26 protein-coding genes and 1 pseudogene are annotated in these 23,124 nt (G+C 63.5%); 9 read left to right on the forward strand and 18 right to left on the reverse strand.

Annotated features, from left to right (window positions below; translation table 11 throughout):
• Nucleotides 1-358: 358 nt before the first annotated feature.
• A complete protein-coding gene (locus MWN34_RS10835) occupies nt 359-1,264 on the reverse strand; it encodes a recombinase zinc beta ribbon domain-containing protein (RefSeq protein ID WP_247029139.1) in 906 nt (301 codons plus the stop codon).
• A gap of 64 nt (nt 1,265-1,328) precedes the next feature.
• Here MWN34_RS10835 and MWN34_RS10840 point away from each other — a divergent pair, with 64 nt between their 5' ends.
• The gene (locus MWN34_RS10840; RefSeq protein ID WP_247029141.1) at nt 1,329-1,724 is read left to right on the forward strand and encodes a hypothetical protein; all 396 of its coding nucleotides are present in this window, start codon (nt 1,329-1,331) and stop codon (nt 1,722-1,724) included.
• Between the two features lie 143 nt (nt 1,725-1,867).
• Here MWN34_RS10840 and MWN34_RS10845 read toward each other — a convergent pair whose 3' ends face one another.
• The gene (locus MWN34_RS10845; protein ID WP_486187717.1) at nt 1,868-2,227 is read right to left on the reverse strand and encodes a DUF7736 domain-containing protein; all 360 of its coding nucleotides are present in this window, start codon (nt 2,225-2,227) and stop codon (nt 1,868-1,870) included.
• Between the two features lie 144 nt (nt 2,228-2,371).
• Between MWN34_RS10845 and MWN34_RS10850 the strand changes: the two genes are divergently transcribed.
• The 3 genes from MWN34_RS10850 to MWN34_RS10860 are packed head-to-tail and all read left to right on the forward strand — an operon-like array spanning nt 2,372 to nt 3,114.
• A complete protein-coding gene (locus tag MWN34_RS10850; RefSeq protein ID WP_247029144.1) occupies nt 2,372-2,572 on the forward strand; it encodes a hypothetical protein in 201 nt (66 codons plus the stop codon).
• Between the two features lie 4 nt (nt 2,573-2,576).
• A complete protein-coding gene (locus MWN34_RS10855; protein WP_247029146.1) occupies nt 2,577-2,813 on the forward strand; it encodes a CopG family ribbon-helix-helix protein in 237 nt (78 codons plus the stop codon).
• A 13-nt stretch (nt 2,814-2,826) separates the two neighbouring features.
• Nucleotides 2,827-3,114 carry a type II toxin-antitoxin system RelE/ParE family toxin gene (locus tag MWN34_RS10860; RefSeq protein ID WP_247029147.1) on the forward strand — a complete coding sequence of 96 codons (288 nt, stop codon included), beginning with the start codon at nt 2,827-2,829 and terminating at the stop codon, nt 3,112-3,114.
• A 6-nt stretch (nt 3,115-3,120) separates the two neighbouring features.
• Here MWN34_RS10860 and MWN34_RS10865 read toward each other — a convergent pair whose 3' ends face one another.
• The 7 genes from MWN34_RS10865 to MWN34_RS10895 are packed head-to-tail and all read right to left on the reverse strand — an operon-like array spanning nt 3,121 to nt 8,170.
• Nucleotides 3,121-3,564: a hypothetical protein gene (locus MWN34_RS10865; protein WP_247029149.1), complete on the reverse strand. Its 444-nt coding sequence runs from the start codon at nt 3,562-3,564 to the stop codon at nt 3,121-3,123.
• Between the two features lie 8 nt (nt 3,565-3,572).
• The gene (locus MWN34_RS10870) at nt 3,573-4,058 is read right to left on the reverse strand and encodes a hypothetical protein (RefSeq protein ID WP_247029151.1); all 486 of its coding nucleotides are present in this window, start codon (nt 4,056-4,058) and stop codon (nt 3,573-3,575) included.
• 3 nt (nt 4,059-4,061) lie between these two features.
• Nucleotides 4,062-4,502, reverse strand: coding sequence for a hypothetical protein (locus tag MWN34_RS10875; protein ID WP_247029153.1), 441 nt, complete (start codon nt 4,500-4,502; stop codon nt 4,062-4,064).
• Entirely contained in the window at nt 4,499-5,662 is a 1,164-nt protein-coding gene (locus MWN34_RS10880) for a hypothetical protein (RefSeq protein ID WP_247029155.1), read from the reverse strand. The genes MWN34_RS10875 and MWN34_RS10880 overlap by 4 nt, the downstream gene beginning before the upstream one ends.
• Nucleotides 5,659-5,988 carry a hypothetical protein gene (locus MWN34_RS10885; protein WP_247029157.1) on the reverse strand — a complete coding sequence of 110 codons (330 nt, stop codon included), beginning with the start codon at nt 5,986-5,988 and terminating at the stop codon, nt 5,659-5,661. Before MWN34_RS10885 ends, MWN34_RS10880 begins: the two co-directional genes overlap by 4 nt.
• Before the next feature lie 35 nt (nt 5,989-6,023).
• Entirely contained in the window at nt 6,024-7,697 is a 1,674-nt protein-coding gene (locus tag MWN34_RS10890) for a type IV secretory system conjugative DNA transfer family protein (protein WP_247029159.1), read from the reverse strand.
• A gap of 2 nt (nt 7,698-7,699) precedes the next feature.
• Nucleotides 7,700-8,170 (reverse strand): hypothetical protein, encoded by a 471-nt coding sequence (locus MWN34_RS10895; protein ID WP_247029162.1) that lies wholly within the window; start codon nt 8,168-8,170, stop codon nt 7,700-7,702.
• Nucleotides 8,171-8,206: 36 nt separating this feature from the next.
• Here MWN34_RS10895 and MWN34_RS10900 point away from each other — a divergent pair, with 36 nt between their 5' ends.
• A complete protein-coding gene (locus MWN34_RS10900) occupies nt 8,207-8,479 on the forward strand; it encodes a hypothetical protein (RefSeq protein ID WP_247029164.1) in 273 nt (90 codons plus the stop codon).
• A 136-nt stretch (nt 8,480-8,615) separates the two neighbouring features.
• Here the strand turns inward: MWN34_RS10900 and MWN34_RS10905 are convergent, their stop codons facing one another.
• Nucleotides 8,616-9,341 carry a GNAT family N-acetyltransferase gene (locus MWN34_RS10905; RefSeq protein WP_247029166.1) on the reverse strand — a complete coding sequence of 242 codons (726 nt, stop codon included), beginning with the start codon at nt 9,339-9,341 and terminating at the stop codon, nt 8,616-8,618.
• Nucleotides 9,334-9,624 carry a hypothetical protein gene (locus MWN34_RS10910; RefSeq protein WP_247029168.1) on the reverse strand — a complete coding sequence of 97 codons (291 nt, stop codon included), beginning with the start codon at nt 9,622-9,624 and terminating at the stop codon, nt 9,334-9,336. Before MWN34_RS10910 ends, MWN34_RS10905 begins: the two co-directional genes overlap by 8 nt.
• A gap of 169 nt (nt 9,625-9,793) precedes the next feature.
• Between MWN34_RS10910 and MWN34_RS10915 the strand changes: the two genes are divergently transcribed.
• From MWN34_RS10915 to MWN34_RS19805, 3 genes and pseudogenes are all read left to right on the forward strand, one after another.
• On the forward strand, nt 9,794-10,348 hold the full coding sequence (locus MWN34_RS10915) for a hypothetical protein (RefSeq protein ID WP_247029170.1): 555 nt from the start codon (nt 9,794-9,796) through the stop codon (nt 10,346-10,348).
• A 55-nt stretch (nt 10,349-10,403) separates the two neighbouring features.
• Entirely contained in the window at nt 10,404-13,259 is a 2,856-nt protein-coding gene (locus tag MWN34_RS19710) for an ankyrin repeat domain-containing protein (RefSeq protein ID WP_247029171.1), read from the forward strand.
• 18 nt (nt 13,260-13,277) lie between these two features.
• Nucleotides 13,278-13,571: pseudogene (locus MWN34_RS19805) on the forward strand (ankyrin repeat domain-containing protein); the annotation flags it as partial.
• A gap of 93 nt (nt 13,572-13,664) precedes the next feature.
• On the opposite strand, the gene MWN34_RS10925 reads toward MWN34_RS19805, so the two are convergent.
• The 3 genes from MWN34_RS10925 to MWN34_RS10935 form a co-directional block, all read right to left on the reverse strand.
• The gene (locus MWN34_RS10925) at nt 13,665-14,954 is read right to left on the reverse strand and encodes a relaxase/mobilization nuclease domain-containing protein (protein ID WP_247029172.1); all 1,290 of its coding nucleotides are present in this window, start codon (nt 14,952-14,954) and stop codon (nt 13,665-13,667) included.
• On the reverse strand, nt 14,951-15,361 hold the full coding sequence (locus tag MWN34_RS10930; protein WP_247029173.1) for a hypothetical protein: 411 nt from the start codon (nt 15,359-15,361) through the stop codon (nt 14,951-14,953). Before MWN34_RS10930 ends, MWN34_RS10925 begins: the two co-directional genes overlap by 4 nt.
• An 88-nt stretch (nt 15,362-15,449) precedes the next feature.
• On the reverse strand, nt 15,450-15,611 hold the full coding sequence (locus MWN34_RS10935) for a bifunctional aminoacyl-tRNA synthetase (protein ID WP_247029174.1): 162 nt from the start codon (nt 15,609-15,611) through the stop codon (nt 15,450-15,452).
• Nucleotides 15,612-15,905: 294 nt separating this feature from the next.
• Between MWN34_RS10935 and MWN34_RS10940 the strand changes: the two genes are divergently transcribed.
• Nucleotides 15,906-16,787 (forward strand): tetratricopeptide repeat protein, encoded by an 882-nt coding sequence (locus MWN34_RS10940; protein WP_247029175.1) that lies wholly within the window; start codon nt 15,906-15,908, stop codon nt 16,785-16,787.
• Here the strand turns inward: MWN34_RS10940 and MWN34_RS10945 are convergent.
• The 4 genes from MWN34_RS10945 to MWN34_RS10960 all read right to left on the reverse strand — a co-directional run bounded on the left by MWN34_RS10945 (nt 16,762) and on the right by MWN34_RS10960 (nt 23,042).
• Nucleotides 16,762-17,469 (reverse strand): hypothetical protein, encoded by a 708-nt coding sequence (locus MWN34_RS10945; protein ID WP_247029176.1) that lies wholly within the window; start codon nt 17,467-17,469, stop codon nt 16,762-16,764. The two genes, MWN34_RS10940 and MWN34_RS10945, sit on opposite strands and share 26 nt — an antisense overlap.
• Nucleotides 17,470-17,821: 352 nt before the next feature.
• Nucleotides 17,822-18,997 (reverse strand): FMN-dependent L-lactate dehydrogenase LldD, encoded by a 1,176-nt coding sequence (gene lldD / locus MWN34_RS10950; protein ID WP_247029177.1) that lies wholly within the window; start codon nt 18,995-18,997, stop codon nt 17,822-17,824.
• 176 nt (nt 18,998-19,173) lie between these two features.
• On the reverse strand, nt 19,174-21,597 hold the full coding sequence (locus MWN34_RS10955) for a GcvT family protein (protein WP_247029178.1): 2,424 nt from the start codon (nt 21,595-21,597) through the stop codon (nt 19,174-19,176).
• 182 nt (nt 21,598-21,779) lie between these two features.
• Nucleotides 21,780-23,042: a cysteine desulfurase-like protein gene (locus MWN34_RS10960; RefSeq protein WP_247029181.1), complete on the reverse strand. Its 1,263-nt coding sequence runs from the start codon at nt 23,040-23,042 to the stop codon at nt 21,780-21,782.
• Nucleotides 23,043-23,124 lie beyond the last annotated feature (82 nt).

A 23,124-nucleotide genomic window follows, 5' to 3' on the forward strand; every position in this document is an offset into this window, starting at 1 on the left:
GGCCGAGATCGGGGCGCAAAGCGGCCATTCGCAACGCCGTGCCGGGGAGGCCGCTTCGGGTCAAATCTGGCTTCGTCGGCTTGAACGAACATACTCCGGTGGCGGCTAAACACTCAGAATGCCGCCCTCCCAAAATACCTAGCAAGGTCCGGGCTGGAGGCAGTCTACCAGAAGTTGAATTTTCTAAGAGAGCACGACGTGTAAATTGCCTGTGGGTGGGTTCGAGACCCTGCTTGTGCCGATGCCTGGTTCGGTCAAGATAGGCGCGTTATATTTCGACTTACACATGCCTTACACATTTACACAAATCCTTACACATTTTTAAAATTTTCAAAAATTCCCCTTACAAATCAATCACTTATTCTAGCATAAGCGGACTCAAAATCCGTTTCTGGTGACAGAGTGTCGGTTCGAGTCCGACCACCCGCACCATTTCATACTTTCCCATGCGGAAGTCTCCTAAAGCCCTGAAGGGCAAGGAGGTTTTTGCGGTTCGATAGCCCTCTCCACGGACATAGGGCAACCTCTCCGCAAACACGAGTCGCAGGACCGCGCGCTTATCCTCCAGGCGATCGGAAGCCCAGAGATTGCAAGGGTTTGCGAGGAACGAAAAAGCGGTTCGATAAGTCTCGTCGAACATGGCGACCGGCTTGCCGCTTCGGCCGATCTTTTCGGCAACAAGGGCCTTCTCAGTCTCCAGATCGCGAATGCGCGCTTCATAGGCAGCGATGACCGAGCGATTGTCGGTCTCGACGATCCGGTCGAGGAATTGCGCGACCTTCTTCTCGATCTGCGCGAGGTCGCGCTTCAGCGCCGACGTGTCGGACTGCGCGGCATTGGTGCGGGCGTTCCAAAGGTCGCGGAACATCTCGAAGGCGAGCACGAAGAGCTCCTCGCTCGGCGTGAGTTCGGCCAGCAGCTTCTCGAAGTCGCCTTCGATGGTCTCCCGGCGCACCGACTTGCGATGGGCGACGCAGCCGCGCGTGTCGCACAGATAATAGGGATAATAGGCGCTGCGGCCCTTTGACCAGCAGGCGGTCATCGGCTGGTTGCAGTGGCCGCAAGTGACGAAGCCCCGGAGCGGGAAGTCCTCATTGATGTCCTTCCGCACCGGCGCGACGGCCGTACCTTGCCGGCGCCGCTGCACCGCCTGCCAGGTCTCGAAGCTCACAAGGGCCTCATGCTTGGCGGGTATGAGATGCAGGTCCCATTCGGGGATGGTGATGCGTCCGGCATAGATCGGGCGGGAGAAGATCTCTTCCACCCGGGTCACCGAGCGCATCGACAAGGCGCTGAACGAGGCGGTGCAGCTTCCCGACGGGCGCCGGGTGTTCAAGACCGAGGACGGCAAGCGCGTCTTCGACGAGCACGGCACCGAAGTCTCGCCGGAGGAACTTGGCGCCGACCAGATTCCCGACGCCAGAAAACGCTTCGAGCCGTTCATGCGCGACCGCGAGCAGCAGCGTGCCCTGATGGAGGAACGCGCGCAGCTTCACAAATTCCAGCAGAAGCTGGACGAGGCCCGCGATAGGCTGGACGACAAGGACCTGACCGCCGACGCGCTCGACGACATGGAAGGCGACATCGACGCTTCGACGCCGGACCGGGTCCGCAAGCTGATGGGCGAGGATCCCACACTGGGTCGGGATGGCCCCCGGCAACGCGACGCCGGAATGGATCTTCGGTCGCAGACGCCTATCGTGACCGAGCCGGCTGCGCCCTGATCCCGACGGCGACGTGGGGGCGGATCATCATCGCTTCAGGGAGACCTCATGACCGAAGCCATCTTCGCCAGGAATATGAGGTAGATCAGCGGACTCTGACCCGCGCTCTCAAAAGGCCGACCCGGCAATGAACGTTTGCGCTGTCAGTGCTTCGCGGGGTTCTTCATGCTTTCCAATTCGCTGATCGGATCGCACGTGAGATGAACGCCGGCAGGAAGAGGCTCCACGCTCAGCATGGTCCCGTACTTTTCTGCAACGCGCGACGACCATTCGCCCAAGGTCTCCGCAGTGACATCATCGGCGTTCTCGTCGGCGAGTGCAGGAAACTGCCGGAGCAGATACGGCGCGCATTCCCTGACGGCCCTAGGAATCTGATGACTATAGATCGGCTCGCCGTACATGAACTCAAGCATTTGGTGAATTCCGTCCATGTGCGAGGTCGACACCATCTTGCCGCTAACAATGCTTATAACTTCCGTTATATGAAATGATTTCCTATTCATGAAGATATTGTACTAAAATTAATCAGACAATTTCAACAAAAACTAAAAGTGACTACAAATCAAACATCTGGCGAGGCCGGACCGGCTGCGCCCCGGCCTCGCCAGCAGCATGGGAGCGGATCATCATCGCTTCAGGGAGACCTCATGACCGAGCCCACGCATCAGATCCTGACCCTCGACGAGTTGCGGGGGCGGCTGGCCCGCTCGAAAGCCAGCGGCATTAATCCGCGTACCGTCGATGACATCTTCGCAGAGGCGGAGGCGATCTTCCGGGAATGCCACCCGGCTGCAACGTCTCATCCCACGGAAATTTCTGGTAAATTACCCCCGCCTGTGGCAGACTGAACCTATGAAGCACAAGACCGACATCTCCGACGATCTCAGCCGCCGCCTTGATGCGCTGGCGGCACGGTCCTCGCTCACGCGCGAGCAGATCATCGAGGATGCGCTGGCGCATGGGCGCTCGCTCGCCTGGCAGGAGAAGTGGATCGCCGGGGTCGAAGACGGCATCGCCGATGCCGATCGCGGCGACTTCGCCACCGAGCAGGAGATCGCCGCGGTGCTGAGCAAATACGGCCCCGCCTGAAAGCCGGGCCTGCGTGCGCATCGTCTGGACCCGTCGCTATCTGAACGAGCTCGCCGCCATCGGCGATTACGTCGCCGAGCACAGCCCGCGGGCGGCGGCGAAACTGGTCAACGACATCCATTCCAAGACCGGCAGGCTTCTTGAAGCCAATCCCTTCATCGGCCGCGCCGGCGAGATCGCCGGCACGCGCGAGCTCGTCATTCCCGGTACGCCCTATATCGTCGCCTATCGCGTCACCGACACTTCGATCGAAGTGCTATTCGTCCAGCACGGTGCGCGGCAGTGGCCGGATGAGGCGTAAAGAGCTTCAGCTTTCGTCCTCATTGTCATCTTCATCCATATCGGCGAGCACCATGCCTTCGACGTCGAGCCGGTCCTGCCGCGCCTCGATGATGGCATCGCGGATCCGTAGCATGCGCCAATAATTTCCCCAGAGCACCCGGCTCTCATGGCGGTAGCTGCCCATCTCCAGCGCGGCAATGGAATACCCCCCGACCAGGATCGTGGCGCCGAGGCCGACAAGGCCGAGTTGTTCCGGCACATAGAGCAGGTCGCCGAACTGCAGGGCGAACAGCGCGAGGCCGAGCCCGCAGGCGAGCGCGACATGGAGCGGATCGCGCCCGACATGGAGCGAAGTGACCGGCGCCAGCGCCTGGTCCTTGTGGCGGGTGCGCAGATAGGTGCCGCTCACCCGCACGCCATGACGATCGGAATAATAGAGACGATGCTTCGTGTCCGTTTGCTTGGCCATGACCGACCTCAGGAGGCGCAGGAGCTGTCGAGGAAGGTACCGGCGGTGAAGGGCAGCGCCGTCAGCGCGGCGGGCTGGTAGGTGCGCAGGCTCATCACATGCAGCAGCATCGGCAGGCGGGCGGCGTCGAAGGCCGAGGATACCGCGCAGGCGCAGCGCGAGGAGTGGTCGATCCCGGCGCTCGGAAGCTCCGGCACGCCGGCCTCGGCCATGGTGCGACCCTGTTCCATCATCTCGTTGAAGCCGGGGAACTGGCCGAGCGGCGAGTTGCGGAACATGTCCATCATCTGCCGGGCGGCGTTGCGCTTGCCGTCCTGCTCGGCCCGCGCCCTCGATTGCGCCTTGATGAGCCCGGCCTCGCATTGAGGGATATAGATGCGGTCGGCGAGACGGCGCTCGACCAGCGGCTGCAGCCACAGCGCGGTGATGCCGGCATAGAGAAGAAGTCCGGCAAGCAGCGCCGGCGGAAAGATCTTGAACGGGATGTCCAGCATGGGTCAGCTTTCCCTCTGAAAGCGGCAATGGGTGGTGACGAGCCTGGCGGCCTCCGGCGAGGTCAGGCCGAGCGCGGCAAGGGCGGAAGACGAGAGCGGGTTGAGGGACGGCGATGCGCCGGATCGGGCACTCGCGAGCTCGACCCAGGGCACGAGGTCGCCGTCGCGGCCGTCGCGGCGCAGATAGCACCATTGCGAGGTGATGCTCCGGTCGGTCATGGAGGCGAATTCGGTGCCGGTGGTGACGGACAGGTCGCGATACGGCACCGTGGTGAACAGCACGAAATTCGACACTTCGTCTCCGGTCCGCACGGCAGCGCCCGTCGTGTGTCGAAACGGGCCGCCCTCTCCGGCGAGGATGCTGGCGAGGACCACGCTGGTCGCAATCCCGCCCATCAGCCAGGCCGCCCCATAATCGCGAAGATGGGCGACCAGCCGCTTCACCGGCGCGCCTCCTTGGGAGCCGGCAGGCGGCGGCGCGGCGCCTCGATCTCCGGCAGGGCGCGGCGGGCCTCGATGACGTCGCGCACCGGACGGTCGAGCATCCGCTCGTCGGGATCCTTGCGCCCCGCCGCGGCATGGATGGTGACGAACACCAAGAGCACCAGCGGCAGCACGTCGAGGGCGATGCCGACGATCCAGATCGGCACGATCGCCGAGGCATGGGTGACCACGGCCTGCAGCGCGTTCTGCCGGGTCATCGTCACCGGCTCGGCCGCCTCGCTGATGGGGAGCGCCGCGGCACGGCGGGCCAGTTCGTCGGCCTTCTGCTTGATGGTCGCGAGGATGCGGGCGACCGCCTCCTTCTGCTGCGCCGTCTTCACCGTCACCGGGATGACGATGCCGCTGGTGAAGGAGCCGAGCGCCTGGCCGACCTGGGCGGCGCCGTCGATGCCGCGCGCCTCCGTCATGGCGGCGTTGAAGCAGTCGACCTGCCGGGCGACCTCCTCGCTGCGCCTCTCGATCGCGACCGGCTTGGTCAGCGCCGCCCGCATCGCGGCGAGGCAGGACCGGGCCGCATCGCCCTTGGCGCCGAGATCGGCCTGCGACCGGCTCACCGCCTCGACGATCGTCCCGGCGGCGCCGGCCAACTGCTGCAGGGTTGCGGCGACGCCGCTGCGGCCCTTGGTCGAGGTCACGCAGCCCGCTTCGGCCTCGCATTCGGCCAGTCCCGCGAGATAGGTACGGAAGGCGTCGAGGTCGGGCAGCAGCGGCTGGATCGAGCGCCCGCTCCCCTGGCTACCGGCGGCGAAGCTGCGCTCCGCCGAGGCGACCACCTCCTGCAGCCCGACCTGCCGGGCCTCGTGACCGCCGAGCGCGGCGACGTTCAGCGCGGCGCTGAGCCCGACGATGCACAGCGTGCCGAACAGCGTCGTCAGCCAGGCGACGAGACGATGGTCGGGATCGAGCATCTGCGGCACCACGTGGAAGGCGAGATGCCAGAAGACCAGGATCGACGACATCACGCCGATCGCGATCGCCGCGCAGAAGGCGCGGTCCCAGAAGGTCTGGGCGTCGATGGTGAGGGCGAGGCCCTCATAGTTCGCCAGCGCCGCCAGGAAGGCGACGACCAGCAGGCCGGCATTGATCAGGCGTGCGTTCATGGCAGCACTCCGAAGGTCCAGTCGGTGATGGGGAGGAAGTCGATGACGGGGCACGGATCGTCGCCGTCGAACGGCGTCACCCGGCGGTCGTGCCAGCCGGAGAAGGCGGACAGGTACAGGCAGCGGTCATAGACCGGGGCCGATGTCGTGCCGTGGTACCAGTACTGGATGCGCAGCGCGGGCTGGCCGAACCAGGCCAGCAGTGCGACCGCGATCGCCGGCACGGCGGCGACCTTGACGAGCGCCGGCCAGAAGGTCGCACGGGCGGTACCATCGAAGACGGGCGTGGTGGAAGCGCGCGACGGCACGCGCCGGAACAGCGACATGGCAGTCTCCATAGATGTGGGGGTTCAGGAAGGGATCAGGCGCGGTATTTGACCGGCAGGTCCTTCAGCGGCGGCGCGCCGGGCATCGGGTCGGCGTGCTGATGCCAGCCGTCGACCATGCGATAGGAGACGAGGTCGACGATGATCGGCGGGTTTTGCTTGTAGAAGACCGCCGCGGTGAAGTCGGGCAGTTGCAGGAACTCGTCGGACCGCAGATTGGGGATATTCTTCTCGGAGAGGCTCAGAGAATGATTGCCGGCGGGGCTTCCCGCCTGCTGCGGCACGCTGTTGCTCTCGACGATCACACTGCGCTGGCCGGACCGCTTGGAATATTCCTCACTGTCCTTGGTGCTGCGGATCGACCAGGCCACGACCACCTCGCTCTGCGTGGTGAAGGCGCTGGCTTCCTTCGCGTAGCGGGCGTAGCTCAGAGTATCCTGTACATAGGTAATGAGCTGTAAGCCCCGCGACCTGCCCATCATGAGGGCGGGAACCGCTGAAGGCATCACGCCCAGAGAGGCGAATTCGTTAGCAACGACAGTAACTTGGGGGAGAAAGCGGTCCGCCTCGATGCACAGGTCGATCAGCGTGTTCATGCACAGCCCGATATGCGGACCATACAGCGTGGTCTTTTCGGGCGGGACGATAAGAAAGACAGTGGTAGGTCGATCGGGGTTCTTCAAGTCCCGCGGATCAAACTCACTGAGCTCGGTTGTCCCGCCGAGCGGCCCGGCCGGATCGTAGAGGTCCAGGGCGGCAATGGCCTCGCTCAGGATGGATTCGGCGAACTTCTCCGCCTTCATCATCCGGCTGAGGAAGCGCTCGGCGCCGCGGCGCACGCTGCCCTCATAGGCGTCGCACAGCAGCATCTCACGGAAGAAGGCCTCGACGTCGGAGGTCGACCCGCTGAGCTTGCGAAAAAGGTAGGGCAGATTGCAGGAGAGTTCCCCGGTCTCGGCCTGCCATAGGGCAAGATAGACGATGCACCAGGTAATCAGATCGCGACCGAGGATTCGGAAGATCTTGTTTTCGCCTCCGCCTCCGCTGTCCGGCTCTGGCAGCAGGATCAGCGCGGCGGCGCGGGCCTTGTCGATGAGCTCGAAGGAGCCGCCGGTGGCATAGTCGACAAGATGGCCGATCGGGTTGAAGTCGTGCGAGGGCAGGCCGAGCTTCCTCATCAGCCGCCAAGGGTCGACATAGACGACGTTCTGCCGGAGTATCTTGCTTCGATACCGTCCACATAACCACGCAAGCTCGGCGCCCTTTGCGGTGGCGATGATGTTGCGGTGAACGCCGAGTGCGAAGCAAATATTCGTAGAACTTGACTCTGTCTTCCCGGCATTTGTAGAGGCTCTAATACTCACTGGAGCCGGGCCTTTGTAGTAAATGATCCTGTCGCCGACGCCGCCGAGCGGAATGCCGTTGCCGTCCTCATTGGAGAAGGACAGGCCGAGGTCTTCCGCATCCGCCGCCGTCGGGAACGAGGTGCGCCCGAACAGCCCGCTAGGCTCGCGCATCGCCTTGAGCAGACGGCTCCAGCGGAAGGCGGCGATGAGCCCGCGGAACGTCACGAGGGCGAACAGCCCGACCAGTCCAGCATAGAGCCAGATGAGGATCGGGCTGGCGTCGATCGAGACCAGGAAACGCCAGATCAGGAAGAGCAGCGCGGCCGACAGCGCCGCGCTCCAGGGGCTGACCGGCCGGCCCATGCTCACCGCTCCGGCTCGCGGTCATGATCGGGCTGGCGGGAACGGTCCTCGCCACTGCGCGCGCTGGCGATGATCTGCCGGATGTTGGCCTCGGCTTCCCGCTCGATATTCCGGAGGTAGAAGGCCTCGCGCTCGGCGACCATGCGCTCGGCTTGCTCGTTGATGATGACGAGGTCCTGCGTCGGGTCCGCCCGCACCTCCGGCGGACGCTCGGACTGGTCGCGAATATAGTTCTCAAGCAGTTCGACCTTGGTGCGCATCAGCCGGAAGCCGTGGCTGCGCTGCTGCGCTCGATGCTCGGCCTCCAGCCGTTCGCCCTTCAGCTCCTGGAGAACCTCGACCTTCCGGCGCGTCTCCGGCGGCAACGCCGCGATCTGGCTGTCGAGATCGTTGTCGCGATTGAAGGCCTCCCGCATGGGACCGCGGCCGCCGGAATTGGCGGAGCCGCCGCCGGATTTGGTATCCTCGGACATGATAGTCACCTCATGATTTCAGGAAGGAGTTTTGAAATGCAGGATGTTCATCACGGCGCATCCCACGACGCCGATGCCCGCCTCAAAGGCGAGATCTTGTCGTCCCTGTCGGCGTGGACCGCCGATTACGAGCTGGAGAGGCTCGATCTCGCCTGGACGGTCGCGCAGATGCTTCTCAAGCATGTGCAGCGCGAGCAGACGCTGGACGTGTATCTGGAGTTCACCGAGAAGCTCGTCGCGATCCTCTCGGACGAAGCGCGGGACATCCGCGCCGTCGTCGGCGAGGCCGTCCGCCGCCATGCGCATTGAGGCGCCGGCACGGTGGAAGCGGACTTTGCGGGGAAATGACGGCCGGTAGGACCATGCCGCCTACCATGACGATGGGAAGCGTTCGATGCCGCCGCAAGAGGGCGGTCGGAGAATTTTTCCGGGGCGGCCGGCTCGGCTACTCCGCCAGCAGGCGATCGAGCGGGATGGGGATGTCACGCCATTCCGCGAGCATTGCCACGCTGCGATCCACCACCTCGGCGCGCACGCCGCGGAGCCGGACATACCGGACGAAGTACCCGAACTCGTCGACTTCCGCAGTCGGCACCAGATGCCGGTCGCGGAGGGTACCCGCGAGCCGGGCCTTATGAATGCCCGGCTCGGTGGCGAAGCCGATCCGATCGAGCGATTTCGCGGAAGGCTTGTTGAGGCCGCCGTCGCGAAGCACCCGAACGGCGCAGGTCACCGACGCGAACGACACGCCACGAACGAAGGCATCGAGGATGACCGCGCTCGCCAGGGCCGAGCCCATCCTGAGACCCGCGTAGGCCGGGTTCACGATGAGCGTACGGACGAGAAGCGCCCCGTCCGCATCGGGATGCGCAAGCACGGTGCCGAATACCTCGTCGCCGTTCCGGGCGACCGCCATGCACGCCGAGCGGGCGAAGGCGTCGTCCGGGAGGCTGTCGAACAGGAAGTGCCGCTGATCGGACTGGATCATGCGGGCCTGCAGGCGCCGCCCCTCGGCGAAGAGGTCGAGATTGGCGCCGACGGCACCGGTCTCGATCGCAAAGCCGAGGTTCAGGTTTTCGTGCCGGGTCGACGACCGAGCCGCCGCCGGGCTGATCGCCTCCCCCGGCCGCGACGCGGCCGGGGGGATGGTGGGGACGAGGGACCTAGACATCGGCGCCCTCCTTGCTGTCCGCCGCGAACAGGCGGTCGGCGAGCTCCCGCCGGAGATCTCGGTTCTCCTGCTCCAGGAAAATCAGCCGCGCCAGGACATCTTCGACGTTGAGCCGCAGATGGCGCTCCCGTCGGGTATCCAGGTCTTCAGACCGAGGCAGGTCGTCATTCAGAGGATCGTTCGCGAGGTCCGAATAGGGACAGTCACGACAGATCTGACAGAGGGTTGCGCCTACAGCCGCGAGCTGGCGGCAAGCAGGAAAGTTGGAAATTTCACCACGCATAGGGACCTCCTCTTTGGTGCGAGAGGAACTTGCCCAGAATTTCTTGAGAACAACATGCCAGAAAAACATCGTAACTGCTAATAATTCGTTACGAGGTTCCGATACGATGTTTATATGTTGCAATTTTACTTCATTATGTATATAGTTACCTCATTGAGGTACGCAGGCGTTGGTTTTAGACTTCTACATTGTTCAGATCGAGCGTGATGAGGCTACGGGGAAGCCCGTTCGCGAAGAATGGTTCAGGGACAAGCAGCGCGACCGGGAAAACGGCCCGGCGCTGATCGAATACGACGTGCAGTCGGGAAAGCCGATCCGCCAGGAGTGGTACACGGCCGGACGCATGCATCGGACCAGGGGACCGTGCGCCCAATCTTTCGACGTCGCCACGGGCGCTGTCACCAGCGAGCGCTGGTGCTTTCATGGGTACGGCCATCGCAACAAGGGCCCAGCGTTTGTCACCTACGACGCCCAGGGCAATGTCGTCCGCCAGGAGTGGATGAAGGACGGGCAGCTTCATCGCCCGCACGGCCCCGCGATCGTCGAACGGGACCCCCAAACCGGAATAGTGACACGAGAGGAATGGTATCGCTGGGGAGAGCGCCATCGCTCCGACGGCGCCGCGATCGTGCTGCGCGATCGAAGCTCGGGTGCGATCACCGAGGTCGGATATTTTGTCGACGGAGCGCGTCAGCCAAGTTCCCGGGCGCCAAGACCCGATTGAAACCCTAGGATGAAGTGCTAGCGTTACGCGGGTTGTCCTCAATCTGGATTCTGCCGTGGCGAAGCTTTCCTTTGAGCAGTTCATGACGCTCAGGCGCCCAGAGCCGGAGCATCGACGAGCACTGAGGGATGCCCTGCGAAAGACTTTCCGCACTAAAATAAGATGGCGAAAAATTCACGCCCAATTATTTAATTGGCATAAAATAAAACGGTCTGAGGATGATTTTGCGATATTTGGAAGTAATATCGCCCGCGAAGATCCGCATGTCAATGATCACATTGCTCTGCTGATCATATACTGGATGCATCAAGACAATACATTTTTTCACGACAAGGAACGCCTGCGCGAACAGGCCAGCATGATCGCCCAAGCGATCTGGGGCCGCGCGCCGGAGGAAGAGTTTGCGAATTTCGAACGCGAGCAGCTAGAGCGTGAGAAGTTGCGACGCGCCGCGAAGATTGAGCACGCAAACTCGCGAAAATCGTCGGCACCCTTGCCGAAGCCTGGCGATCAGAACGCCCCGATTTCAACGCCTTCGGCGCCGTTCGAATGGCCCCCCTACGTCTCGGAAGCGGATGCCCGCTCGCCGGACGCCCATGAGGGCATTTGGCTCAATCCGTTCAATCACTATTCGATCCCGTTCTCGCATCGGCAGACCGAGAAGGCGCGCCTCGACGCCTTCATGAAGGATGACCGGCCCTTCCTGATCTGCGCGCTCGTGGCCTCCTCCGGCGCGGGAAAAACCCGCCTAGTGTCCGAATGGATGCGCCCCTATGTACCGGTCGATGGCAACGATACGGACTGGGATGCTGGGTTCGTCCGGAGCCGCGATCCGAGTAGCTGGAAAGAGTGGGAGATCACCCGCAAAACCCTCATCGTCATCGACTACACCTATGGCTATGAGAGGGTGATGAGGGCCATCGCCGAAAAATGCCTCCGCCATGGTGGCCCCAAGGTGCGGGTCCTCGTCGTCGATCACGTCTACCCCGACATACTTCATGACGACTTCTTCTGGGGCAGTTCGTTCACCGATCAGAAGCGGATCGACGGCCACAAGAGCCGTGTGTTGTATGAAGCCTCCCCGATCGAAATCAAAGCCGAGAAGCAAGATTCGCGCTTCATCCGCGAAATCATCGCCACAGCGGCACGGACGGAGGCTCGGGAATTTTCCCCCGACGACGCGGCCATCGTCGCCGCCGAGAAGATATTGGACCGGATGTCCGGTAGTACGCGGGCCGGCTCTCCCGACGCCGTTCGCCATCCGCTGTTTGCCGCCCTGCTGGGGCAAGCCATTCGGGATTCCAAAAGAGACATCTCGAAGTGGAGCCGGAGGGATCTCATCCGGCATTATTTCGACCGGCGGACGCGCTTGCCCTGGGTGCAATCGGACGACAATCCCCACGCAGCGACGATCGGTATATGGGTGGGCGCCTATGTGTCCATAGCCACCTTGTTGCGAGGTGTAGACTTTTCGGATCTTGAGGAAAATCTTCCGAGGAAAATCCTATCCGATCGGTCGCCCATCCGTCTTTCGCACGTAGCGGCCCAATCGGCAAACAGGATTGTTTCCTCGTCTGATCTTGAGATCCTGAAACCGTTTGAGCCCGACATTCTCGGAGAAAACTCCCTTATTTTTTTCTTACAGGAAGTGAAGAATGACGACGATTTATTAGCATCATTTATCAATATGATTTATTCGATTTTTATGAATGACGATGAAGAAAAATGCGCGCTTAATTTCATAGAAACGATACAACGACTTACACGAAATCTACTGAATGACGATCGGGCGCTTAGCGAGGTCCGGAGCGCGTGGTCGACGCTTCTGCATTTCCTCGATCCAGAGCGCTTCCCTACGGATAGCCTGCTCCGACATGCAGTATCCGTCAGCGGTGCGGATGTCGTCAGACAAGGCCGTGGATCCCTGGAAGCCAAGCTCATAAACCGCTTCGCCGATCGCGTGAACGTCGCCGATCTGCACACCGCGAGCGCAGGGCCGCTTTGGCGCCAGTCCTGTACCGCGCTTGTGATTCACTATGACTGGCAAGCGTCCAAAGGACGATTGAAGACGGGTGACGTCGATATTCTATTCGCGAGCCTCGCTCGATTTAAAGACAAGTCGGAAACTCGCTGGCCCGCGCTTATGTTGGCGGCCTCCGAAGGTTGCCTGGACTCAGCGAAGGTCAACCAAGGCATGACGGTCGATGGTTGGACCGCCCTGATGGCGGCCTGCGCGGCAGGCCACACGGACACAGCCGCCCTGCTGCTCGACCGCGGCGGCAAGGTCAACCAAGGCGCGACGGATGACGGCAGGACCGCCCTGATGGGGGCCTGTCAGGGAGGCCACACGGAGACCGCGGCGCTGTTGCTCAATCGCGGCGGGGAGGTCAACCAAGGCATGACGGACACTGGCTGGACTGCCCTGATGGGGGCCTGCACACGAGACCACACGAAGACCGCTGAGCTGCTGCTGGACCGCGGTGCCAAGGTCAACCAGAGCACGACGGATGATGGCAGAACCGCCCTAATGGTGGCCTGCGCGGGAGGCCACACGGAGACCGCTGCCCTGCTGCTCCACCGCGACGCAGAGGTCAACCAGGGCACCACCGACAATGGCTGGACCGCCCTGATGGCGGCCTGTGAGGCAGGCCGCACGGAGACCGCTGCCCTGCTGCTTAATTGGGGAGCCGATCCGGATATTGCATCAGCCGACAACGGCCTCACTGCGCTGATAATGGCTTGTCAAGCCAAGAATCATCAACTCGCAATGAATATATTAAATAAATCTTCCAGATCTATTAACAATTCAATGAATGATGGAATGCATGCTCTTTTTATTTCTGCATACATAGGCGATTTAAAAATGATAAATTTAATAATATCTTACGATATGGACATAGACAAAATATGAGTATCGGGATTTACAGCCCTTCACGCAGCTTCTGGGCATGGATATATTGAAATATTGTCAATATTAATTGATAATGGAGCTGATGTAAATAAAACAAATAATCAAGGGATATCTGCCCTCATATTGTCGTCTACAATGAATCAAATTGATTCTATAAAGTTTCTATTGAGATTGAAGAATATAGACATTAATGCGGTTGATTTTGAAGGAAATACGGCTCTAGATTACGCTTATAATGAATATAATTCTGATATTGCAATGATTTTGATTGGTTCGGGAGCTAAACATGGAAAGGAAATCATTAATATATAGAAGGGTAGAAATTGCGTCATTTGATATTTCACCGTTAATTTTCTCAAATTATCCTGACTAAATTGTCCGGATTGGACAATTATTGTATTTTATCTACCCTTGATCAAGCTCGAGATCCGTTCTGCGTCTAACCAAATGTTTCTGAATATCTTTTTCATGCCTAAACATTATAGGTGGACTGTGCACTTCTTCGTCAAGAGCGCGCCACGTCGTGTCGCGAACCTTGGCATGCAGGCCGCGTACACGCGAAATTTTAATGTACAGGCGAACCATCTCGTCTCGCTGCCTCTTACGAAGTGCTTCCCGTTGTTCGGTAATGCCTTGTTCAAGGCGGAGCATTTCCAACTTGGCTTGTTGAATGAGTTTGTGACGTCGGCCCGTGACCCAATCCCACATGCCAATTAGGCCGCGCCGCACGCGTTGCGTCTGCTTGCGCGTCTCTGCCTCGCACAGGGCAATCTGCCTCTGTTCCACTTCGCGCCGCTCCCGTCGTTGACGCGCTACGATCTGCACGCGTTGTTCCAGCAAAGGCTGCAGATCGGCAGATTGCTTTCGTTCGATTTCCTCCAGCAGCCGTTGTGCCACCGCACTCGTGGTCGATACGATCTCGGCTTGCGTATCGACGACGGATCGATAGCGGGATGGTACGCCGAGCCGAGCCTGCAATTCCTTTCCCTTGACATCTAGCCAACGGCTCAGCGAATAGACATTCCCCTTATAGTCCAAGGCGACGAAGCCGCGTCGGTCGCCCTGCGCCAACCAAAAGCCACGCTCCTTTAGCGCCGCCGTAAATGCTTCGGCACTGTCCGACTGTGCCCAGCAGCGCTTCATAACCGCCTTGATCTCGCGCGGATCGCGCTTCGCGTTCTTGGCCTCGTGCCATTCTGTGAGGCCGAAGTTCAGCGGATCGGCGAAAGACGGATCGGCGAGTCCTTTGGGCAGATCCCAGTCATGCGTCAGGTAGAGCTCGCGGGACAGCTCGGTCAGGCGCTCCTTGAAGAACGGCAGATTGACCGCCCGCATCTTCTCCACATTGATGCGGGACCACACGCAGTGGGCATGACGGCGACCTTGCTTCTCATGGAATAGGACGACCTTCGGCTGGCCACTGAGGCCGAGCTTCTCCGCGATTTGATCGATGGCGGCTTCGAAGTCGGCCACCTGCACAAACGCATCTTTGGGTGGGCTGAGGCTGACCGAGAACAGGTACTGTCGGCAGCGCGTCGCCCGGCTGATGGCGTACATCTCCGCGAAGGCGCCGGCCACGTCGGCAGCGATGCAGCCGTCGACGGAGACGACTTCGACATGGTCGTTGTCGCGTGTGTTGAGGAGGTGCAGCGCGAGCTGCCGGCCGCCGCCGCGTTGGCTCGCCTTAAGGATCATCGTGCCCCCCCGTCAGCCGGGCGGAGTCCAAGCCCACGCAAGAGGCCGTCGCGAATCTCGGCAATGTCCAGGCAGGCGCCGCGGATGTCGGCGAGGACGTCGGGCGTCAGGGGCAGCACCCCGATCCGGGCCGCGTCGGCGAGTTCGTTCAGCGAAGGGAGGGCCTTCGAGGCGCCAAGTTTCGCCAGGATCTGTGCAAGAAGCTTCTGGCGCTCAGCGGGACCCAGACGACCGGACGTTTGGCTGGTGGTCTCCGCCTTGGTATCGGCTCCGAACAGGCGGGACCGGATGTAGGCGCTCAGGCTGCGTCCGGCGGCGTCGCATTCGAGCTGGTGGCGCTCCTCCGGCGTCAGGCGCAGGGATATCGGTGCGGCGGCATGACCGCGCAGATGAATGGGCTTTTTCATGTGAGGATGAGGGGAAAATCGGCCGCCTTGCGCGCGGCGGCCGAGGGTGGTCAGGCGGAAAAGCGTGAAATCAAAGCCGGCAGCGCCGTCACGGGGACGGCGGGGAGACGTTCAAGCTCGTATCCTTGAGGATATGAGTCCAGTTCGCGAACTCGGCAAAGAGTTCTGACAAACGGTTTGAATTCTCGCCGGACTGGCGCACCATTTCTGTCCCTTCATTTTCCATGTCACCCGCGAGTTTGAAGGGCATGGAGATCTGGGCGGTCCGATAGCTCTCTCCGCGCATGTGGATCAGGCTCTCGGCGAGGACCGCCTTGAGCTGGGCACAGAAGTGCGGTCGATCTCTCGGCTTCAGGATGGAAGCCGCCGGGCGAGGCCGTCGACGCCACCGCCATCAAGTCCTGTCCGGCCACACCATCAAGGCGCGACGGATCCAACACCCTCAACAAGAGGCGGGCGGTAAGGTGGCGCCCTTGCAGGATCCCATGCCCGAGGTGCCTAATATAGAAGGTCGTCTTCTCCCCGACCCAGGCATCACCCCTCCATGCCCGCTCCCTCGCTCACCCCTGCCGCCGCCGATCGCGGCCTTGCTCTCGCAGCGCGGGCGCTGGAGGCGGGGCGGCGCGGCGAGGCGCTGGCCCTCGCTCGCTCGCTGGCGACTCATGTGCCCGGCCATGCACCGACCCGGCGTTTCCTTGCCGCGCTCCTCGAATCCGCCGGCCGGCTCGAGGAGGCGGAAAGCGAGGTGGCCGCCGCACTTGCCGGTGAGCCCGATCACATTGCGACCCTGACGCTGGCCGGCCGTATCGCCTATCGCGCCGGGGAGCCGCAGCGAGCGCTGGAACGGCTGCGCCGGGCCGCGCACCTAGATCCCTCCGACCCGCGTCCGGCCTTCATGACGGGGGTATTGCTGGCCGAGACCGGTGCGCTGGACGACGCCGCCGAGCAGCTCGCCGCTGTGCTGCGGGCCGATCCAGACCATGCCCCGGCACTCGCGACGCTCGGCCATGTCGCACAGCGGCGCGGCGACGCGGCAGCGGCGTGCCGCTACCTTGAGCGGGCGGTTGCGCTTGCCCCGGTATCGCCCGCGGCATGGTTCGATCTCGGCCTTGCGCAGCAGGATTGCGGCGCTCTTGCTGCGGCCGCCGAAGCTTTCGCACGCACCTTGGCGCTCTGCCCGGAACGGGCGGATGGGTGGGTCAATCTCGGCGTCGTACAATTGGAACGTGGCGTGCGGGAGGAAGCCTTCGCTGCTTTCGGCCGGGCCTACCGGCTCGATCGCTCGACGTTACCTGCCATAGCGCTGGCATTGACGGCTGGACCCCATGGCGCGTTGTGGCTTGATCTCGATGGCCTCACCGGCACATTGGCGGCGGCGCCCGAGCCGTCCCTTGCGGCCTTTACCCCCGCGGACGGCGCGGCCTGAAGCGCTTGCGATAGACCCCCGGCTCCGCCATCACGGCCTGAACCAGCGCGCTGTAGCCGGCCGCGCGGGAAGCATCGAGCGACTCGAACACCAGTTCGGCCGGCTCACGCGGAACGGCGAAGCACTGGACGACCGGCAGGCCCTTCGGCAGCACGCCGCTGAAATCCGGCTCAGTCCACAGCGCCGGAAAATTGATGCCGGCGTCGTTGAAGAGATCGGCATGGACCAGCCCGGTCAGGGTACGGAACGGCAGATCCTCGCGATTGGCGGGATGGGTGGCAAAGAGCGACCAGCCAGGCTCCAGCTCGATGGTCCAGAAACTGTTGAACTTGATCGCGGCGTGGCGGGGATCGTGTCCCGGCATCCCGGAGAGCTGCGCCGGAACGTGGAACGCCAGCGGAGCGCGGGGATGCTCGCGCACGCTCGGTCCCGGAATCTGCCAATCCCATTCGAAACGACCGGCCTCGACCCGGACGTCGCAGGGTAGCGGCATGAGGAAGCCGGTCCGCATCGCCTCGACGAAAGGCGGGCACTGCTTCACCGTCCGTACGGCCTGCCCGGTCAGCTCGGAGCGAGCCGTGACGGGCATGCGTCTCAGCCAGTCCGGCAGCGCGTCGCCCGCCGCCACCGGACGCGGCAGATGATCGGCGAGGGCAGGATCGCAACGGAACACGATCTTCATCGACGCAACGCCTTCCGCTCGGCACTGCCGGTCATCCGGGCCCGCACCTAAGACCGGCAGTATCTCACCCATGGCGTTGCCGGATGCAAGTCGCGGCCCGTCCATGGTCGGCGGTGACAGGAATCGCGGTCCCTACAGGTCGGCGACGGGAGGTGGATGCCGCACGAGACCCGCCACGCCGCCTCTTCTGCCGGCACGAACGCGCGATCCGGCCGCGGCGACGGTCGACCTCTTCAGGACGCGTTCTTCGCCCCTGAACCGGGCGCCACAGGTGGCAACCTCCAGACCAGACCGAACCAGAACCGGGAACACATCAGCATTCTCCGTGCGAGCCCGGAAGCCCTTGGGCGGATCAGCCGACGTTGCTGTCGGGGGCTCCCTTGAGGGCTTCGCCGTAATTGATCAGGCTGTCCCGCGTGATCTCGGAAATGCTGTGTGCGCCGGTGAGGGTCATGGCGACGCGCATCTCCTTCTCGAACAGGTCGAGCATGTGGGTGACGCCCGCTTCGCCAGCCACCGCGAGCGCGTAGACGAAGGCCCGGCCCAGCAGCACCGCATCGGCGCCCAGCGCGATCATGCGCACCACGTCGAGACCGGAGCGGATGCCGGAATCGGCAAGGATCTTCAGCTTGCCCTTCACCGCATCGGCGATGACCGGAAGCGCGCGGGCGGTGGAGAGCACGCCGTCGAGCTGGCGGCCGCCATGGTTCGACACCACGATGCCGTCCGCACCGAACGTCACCGCGTCGCGCGCGTCATCGGGATCGAGAATGCCCTTGATGACCATGGGACCGGTCCAGAACTCACGGATCCATTCGAGGTCCTTCCAATCGATGGAGGGATCGAAATTGGCACCGAGCCAGCCGATATAGTCGGCCAGCCCGGTCGGGTTGCCGCGATAGGCCGAGATGTTGCCGAGATCGTGCGGCCGGCCCATCACGCCGACATCCCAGGCCCAGGCGGGATGGGTCATCGCCTGAAGGACGCGGCGCAGCGGGCCGTGCGGGCCGGACATGCCGGCATGGGCGTCGCGGTAGCGCGCCCCGGGGACGGGCATGTCGACCGTGAAGACCAGCGTGTTGATTCCGGCCGCCTTGGCGCGTTCCAGCGCATTGCGCATGAAGCCGCGGTCCTTCAGCACGTAGAGCTGGAACCAGAGCGGGGAAGGCGAGGCCGCCTGCACCTCCTCGATCGGGCAGACCGACACGGTGGAGAGCGTCATCGGGATGCCCTTCTTGTGGGCCGCCCGCGCCACCTGCACCTCGCCGCGCCGGGCATACATGCCGCACAGGCCGACGGGGGCGAGCGCCACCGGCATCGCCATCCTGCGGCCGAAGAGCTCCGTCTCGAGGCTGAGGGAGGACATGTTGCGCAGGATGCGCTGGCGCAGCGCGATCTCCGAGAGGTCGTCGACATTGCGGCGCAGCGTGCGCTCGGCATAGGCGCCGCCGTCGGCATAGTGGAACAGGAAGGGCGGAACCTTGCGGCGGGCGGCTTCGCGGTAGTCGGTTGCTGCGGAAATGATCATCGGCGTTCCACTATCAACGGCGCCCCCTACGGACTCCCGTTGCCCCATTCCTCGCCCCGCCCCCCGGGAGCTGTGGCAAGCGGTATGCGGCGTCGGGACGCGGTTGTCCAGCCGCAACACGCGCCCCCGCGCTTGGGCTTTCGGGGGGAGTCATGACCGGCGTCGCTGTCTCGTTGCTATGCCTGCGCACGCTCATTGGCGGGGTCGAACATAGGTTCGGCACCGATGGTCGCCGGGCAGCGCCGGCCGTAGATCTCGATAACGATCGCCGTACCCCGCGCGGCGGCCTCCTGCGGCACGATGGCGAGGCCGATGCTGCGGCCGAGCGTGTAGCTCCAGCCGCCTGAGGTCACCATGCCCGCCCGCTGGCCAGCGACGAAGACCGGCGCCGCCGCCGGGGCATCGGCTTCGCCGGCTTCGTCCAGCAGGAACGGCACCAGAACCTGCCGGGGTTGCTGCATGCCGCCCTCCAGCAGCGCCGCCTTGCCGATGAAGTCCGGCTTGCCGAGGTCCACCGCCCAGCCCAGCGAGGCCTCGTAGGGGGTGAAGCCGGTCTCGATATCCGTCTTCCAACCACGATAGCCCTTGTCGAGCCGAAGGCTTTCGAGCGCGTAGAGGCCGAATTCCCGGAGCCCTGATGCCTCCCCCGCCTCCAGCAGCGCGCGATAGAGTGCGACCGCATCGCCATTGCGCACATGCAGCTCCCAGCCGAGCTCGCCCACATAGGAGGTGCGCACCGCCAGCACCTCGATGCCCGCGACATGGATCGTGCGCGCACCGAGCCAGGGGAAACCGTCATTGGAGAGATCGGCCTCCGTGAGCCGGGACAGCACCTCGCGCGCCTTCGGCCCGGCAAGCGCCAGCAGCGTCTCCGTGAGGCTCGCGACCCGCAGCGTCACCGAGCCGTCCGCCGGCAAGGCGTGGCGCAGCAGGTCGTCATCGTGCCACTCCGCCGCAGCGGCCGCGGTGAGGAGGAAGGCATCCTCCGCCCGCCGCACAACGAGGAATTCGCTGAGAATGCCGCCGGCCGCGTCCAGAGCATAACCGAGGCCGGCGCGACCGACCGGCGGCAGCGGGGAGGCGAGGAGGCGGTCGAGGAAGGCCGCCGCGCCGGGGCCGCCGACCTCAAGGCGCGTGAGCCCGGCAAGCTCGATCAGGCCCGCGGCCGTGCGCACCGCCTCCACTTCGCGGCCGACGAGGTCGAACCAGTTGCGGCGGCGGGCAAAGCTGAGAGAAGGGACGGGCGCGACGCCGTCGACGTCGAAATAGACCGCCCTCTCCCAGCCACCGCGCATGCCGAACACCGCGCCGCGCTCCTTCAGCAGCGGATAGGTCGGCGAGGTGCGCTGAGGTCGGCCGGCGGGCCGCTCCTCGTTCGGGAAGGCGGGGGCATACTCGTTCTGGTAGACCTCCACCGCCTTCGCCACGGTGAAGGCCTGGTCGGCATAGCCGGTGTAGCGACGGCGGTCGAGCGACCACAGGTCCCATTCCGGGCGTCCTTCCACCACCCATTCGGCAAGGCATTTGCCGGCCCCGCCGGCCTGCGCGATGCCGAAGCTGAAGGTGTTGCAGTGGAAGAAATTGGTGAGCTCGTGCTCGGGGCCGATATAGGGATTGCCGTCCGGCGAATAGGGAATCGGGCCGTTCACCACCTTGCGGATGCCGGCGCTGGCGAGGATCGGCACCCGCTCGATGATCGCCTCGACGACCGGCGCGACCCGGTCGAGGTCGTCGTTCCAGAGCTGGAAGGAGAAGTCGGCCGGCAATCCGTCGAGCCACATCGGACGGGCGTCCCATTCATAGGGGCCGAGGATGAAGCCGCCGCGCTCCTGCCGCATGTAGTAGGAAACGTCCGGGTCGCGCATCAGCGGCAGCCGCGTGGCGCGTCCCGCCAGTTCCGGCACGTCCTCGGTGACGAGATACTGGTGCTGCATGGCGACGATGGGCAGATGCCGGCCAAGGAGCGCCATCACCTCGCCGGCGCGGTAACCGGCGGCATTCACCACCACTCCGGCGATGATCTCGCCCTTGTCGGTGGTCACCTTCCAGTCCCCGGAGGCGAGCTGCTCCAGCCCGATGACCCGGGTGAAGCGCTGCACGCGGGCGCCGAGGTCGCGGGCGCCCTTGGCGAGCGCCTGCGTCAGCTGGGCGGGGTCGATGTCGCCGTCATAGGGATCCCACAGCGCGCCCTTGAGGTCGTCGAGCCCGATGAAGGGGTGCTTTTCCGGGATCTCGTCGGGCGCCAGGATGTCGAACGCCATGCCGTTCAACGCGGCCATGGCGGCGATGTGCCGGAACTCGGCCATGCGCTCGTCGGTATGGGCGAGGCGCAGCGCCCCCACGACATGGTAGTTGATCGGGTAGTCGACCTCGGCACCGAGCCGGCGATAGAGGGACGCCGAATAGTCCTGCAGCTTCAACAGGGTGAGGCTGGAGGAATAGGTCGGCACATTGCCGGCGGCGTGCCAGGTCGAGCCGGAGGTCAGCTCGTTCTGCTCGATCAGCAGCGCATCGCTCCAGCCCATCAGGGCAAGATGGTAGAGGCAGCTCGCCCCGACCGCACCACCCCCGATGACCACGACACGCACATGTTCGCTCATGACCGCTCCGCTCATTTATGCCTCGTGGCACATTTTCGGGCAGATGATTTCATCAGCGCCGGCCGCCGTCACCGGCCACGGCGTCGCCATCCCCCGAAACATGGCGGCCTGACGGAAAAGGCCCCGGTTCATCGAACCACGGCCCTCCTCATCTCCGTCGGCAAGGATCAGCTTCGGCCGGCTCAGTTTCTCTCGCCGAGCGAGCGGTCCACAGCGGCGATCACGCGGTCGATCTCCTCCGGCGTGTTGTAGTGCACCGGCCCTACGCGGATGCCGCTCCCCTTTTCGAGAATGCCCAGGCGCCTATTGGGCTCGAGACCGTAATTGTGCCCGCTCCAGACCTGGATGCCCTCGCTGTTCCAGGGCGCCACGATATCGGCGGAGGAAGCCTCCTCCACATAAAAGCTCACGGTCGAGACGCGCCGGGCGATGGCGGCGGGATCGGTGATGCCGAGGATTCGTACCCGGTTGAAAGGCTTCAGCCCCTCGATCAGCCGCAAGGTCAGCATGTCGTCGTGCCGCTTCATCACCCTGAAGCCGGCGGCGAGCCTTCCGCGCAGGTCCACCGTGGTGCCGAGCGCCGGTTCGAAGCGGGACAGGCCGGCGATGTAATCGATCGCGGCGTGGACGCCGGCGAGTTGCTCGCGATTGGTGGTGCCGGTGGTGAAGCGCCACGGCAGGTCGCCGGACGCAGCACGCACCTTGTAGGCGCGCAGCCGGTCCAGAACCTCCCGCCGGCCCCAGAAGATGCCGTAATGCGGGCCGAAGAACTTGTAGGCCGAACAGACGAGGAAATCGCAGCCGAGCGCCTGCACGTCGATCAGGCCGTGCGGGGCGTATTGCACGGCATCGACATAGACCAGCGCCCCGGCCTCGTGGGCGATCTTCGAAATGCCGGCGATGTCGTTGATGGTGCCGGTAATGTTGCTGGCATAGCAGACCGCGACGAGACGGGTCCGCGGGTTCATCAGGGCAGCGAGGTCGGCGAGGTCGAACTCGTAGGTCTCCGGCGAGAAGTCGAGCCAGCGCACCACCAGCCCTCTGTCTTCCGCCAGCATCAGCCACGGCGCGACATTGGCGTCGTGGTCCATGCGCGAGAGCACGATCTCGTCGCCCTCCTTCAGCAGCGAGCCGATGCTGCGCGACATGGCGAAGGTGAGCGTGGTCATGTTCTGCCCGAAGAACACCTCGCCGGTCTCGGCGGCATTCACCAGCGTCGCCGCCGCCCGGTGTGCGCCATCGACCATCTCGCCGGCTTCGATCGAGGTGTCGAAGGCGCCGCCGAGATTGGCATTGGTGTGCAGCATGGCGGAAGCCATGCGGTCGACCACCGAGAGCGGCACCTGGGTGCCGGCCGGATTGTCGAGGAACGCGACCGGTTTGCCGTCGCGCTCGCGCGCAAGCCCGGGAAAATGCCGCCGGACGTCGTGCACATCATAGGCCATGAGCGTGTCTCGCGCTGGAATGGGAAGGACTCGTCAATAGGCAGGAGTGAGGCACTAGTCAAGTTACTTGACTTAAGGGATC

Source organism: Ancylobacter crimeensis, from assembly GCF_023016805.1.
Lineage (GTDB): Bacteria > Pseudomonadota > Alphaproteobacteria > Rhizobiales > Xanthobacteraceae > Ancylobacter > Ancylobacter crimeensis.

What these genes read in the sequence shown, in the direction of transcription:
- MWN34_RS10905 (WP_247029166.1), bottom strand. Translation starts at nt 9,341, where the DNA reads ATGTCTAGGTCCCTCGTCCCCACCATCCCCCCGGCCGCGTCGCGGCCG.
- MWN34_RS10925 (WP_247029172.1), bottom strand. Translation starts at nt 14,954, where the DNA reads ATGATCCTTAAGGCGAGCCAACGCGGCGGCGGCCGGCAGCTCGCGCTG.
- MWN34_RS10855 (WP_247029146.1), top strand. Translation starts at nt 2,577, where the DNA reads ATGAAGCACAAGACCGACATCTCCGACGATCTCAGCCGCCGCCTTGAT.
- MWN34_RS10935 (WP_247029174.1), bottom strand. Translation starts at nt 15,611, where the DNA reads ATGCCCTTCAAACTCGCGGGTGACATGGAAAATGAAGGGACAGAAATG.
- MWN34_RS10880 (WP_247029155.1), bottom strand. Translation starts at nt 5,662, where the DNA reads ATGAACGCACGCCTGATCAATGCCGGCCTGCTGGTCGTCGCCTTCCTG.
- MWN34_RS10885 (WP_247029157.1), bottom strand. Translation starts at nt 5,988, where the DNA reads ATGTCGCTGTTCCGGCGCGTGCCGTCGCGCGCTTCCACCACGCCCGTC.
- MWN34_RS10850 (WP_247029144.1), top strand. Translation starts at nt 2,372, where the DNA reads ATGACCGAGCCCACGCATCAGATCCTGACCCTCGACGAGTTGCGGGGG.
- MWN34_RS10940 (WP_247029175.1), top strand. Translation starts at nt 15,906, where the DNA reads ATGCCCGCTCCCTCGCTCACCCCTGCCGCCGCCGATCGCGGCCTTGCT.
- MWN34_RS10955 (WP_247029178.1), bottom strand. Translation starts at nt 21,597, where the DNA reads ATGAGCGAACATGTGCGTGTCGTGGTCATCGGGGGTGGTGCGGTCGGG.
- lldD (WP_247029177.1), bottom strand. Translation starts at nt 18,997, where the DNA reads ATGATCATTTCCGCAGCAACCGACTACCGCGAAGCCGCCCGCCGCAAG.
- MWN34_RS10895 (WP_247029162.1), bottom strand. Translation starts at nt 8,170, where the DNA reads ATGTCCGAGGATACCAAATCCGGCGGCGGCTCCGCCAATTCCGGCGGC.
- MWN34_RS10930 (WP_247029173.1), bottom strand. Translation starts at nt 15,361, where the DNA reads ATGAAAAAGCCCATTCATCTGCGCGGTCATGCCGCCGCACCGATATCC.
- MWN34_RS10910 (WP_247029168.1), bottom strand. Translation starts at nt 9,624, where the DNA reads ATGCGTGGTGAAATTTCCAACTTTCCTGCTTGCCGCCAGCTCGCGGCT.
- MWN34_RS10960 (WP_247029181.1), bottom strand. Translation starts at nt 23,042, where the DNA reads ATGGCCTATGATGTGCACGACGTCCGGCGGCATTTTCCCGGGCTTGCG.
- MWN34_RS10870 (WP_247029151.1), bottom strand. Translation starts at nt 4,058, where the DNA reads ATGCTGGACATCCCGTTCAAGATCTTTCCGCCGGCGCTGCTTGCCGGA.
- MWN34_RS10845 (WP_486187717.1), bottom strand. Translation starts at nt 2,227, where the DNA reads ATGAATAGGAAATCATTTCATATAACGGAAGTTATAAGCATTGTTAGC.
- MWN34_RS10865 (WP_247029149.1), bottom strand. Translation starts at nt 3,564, where the DNA reads ATGGCCAAGCAAACGGACACGAAGCATCGTCTCTATTATTCCGATCGT.
- MWN34_RS10890 (WP_247029159.1), bottom strand. Translation starts at nt 7,697, where the DNA reads ATGGGCCGGCCGGTCAGCCCCTGGAGCGCGGCGCTGTCGGCCGCGCTG.
- MWN34_RS10945 (WP_247029176.1), bottom strand. Translation starts at nt 17,469, where the DNA reads ATGAAGATCGTGTTCCGTTGCGATCCTGCCCTCGCCGATCATCTGCCG.
- MWN34_RS10900 (WP_247029164.1), top strand. Translation starts at nt 8,207, where the DNA reads ATGCAGGATGTTCATCACGGCGCATCCCACGACGCCGATGCCCGCCTC.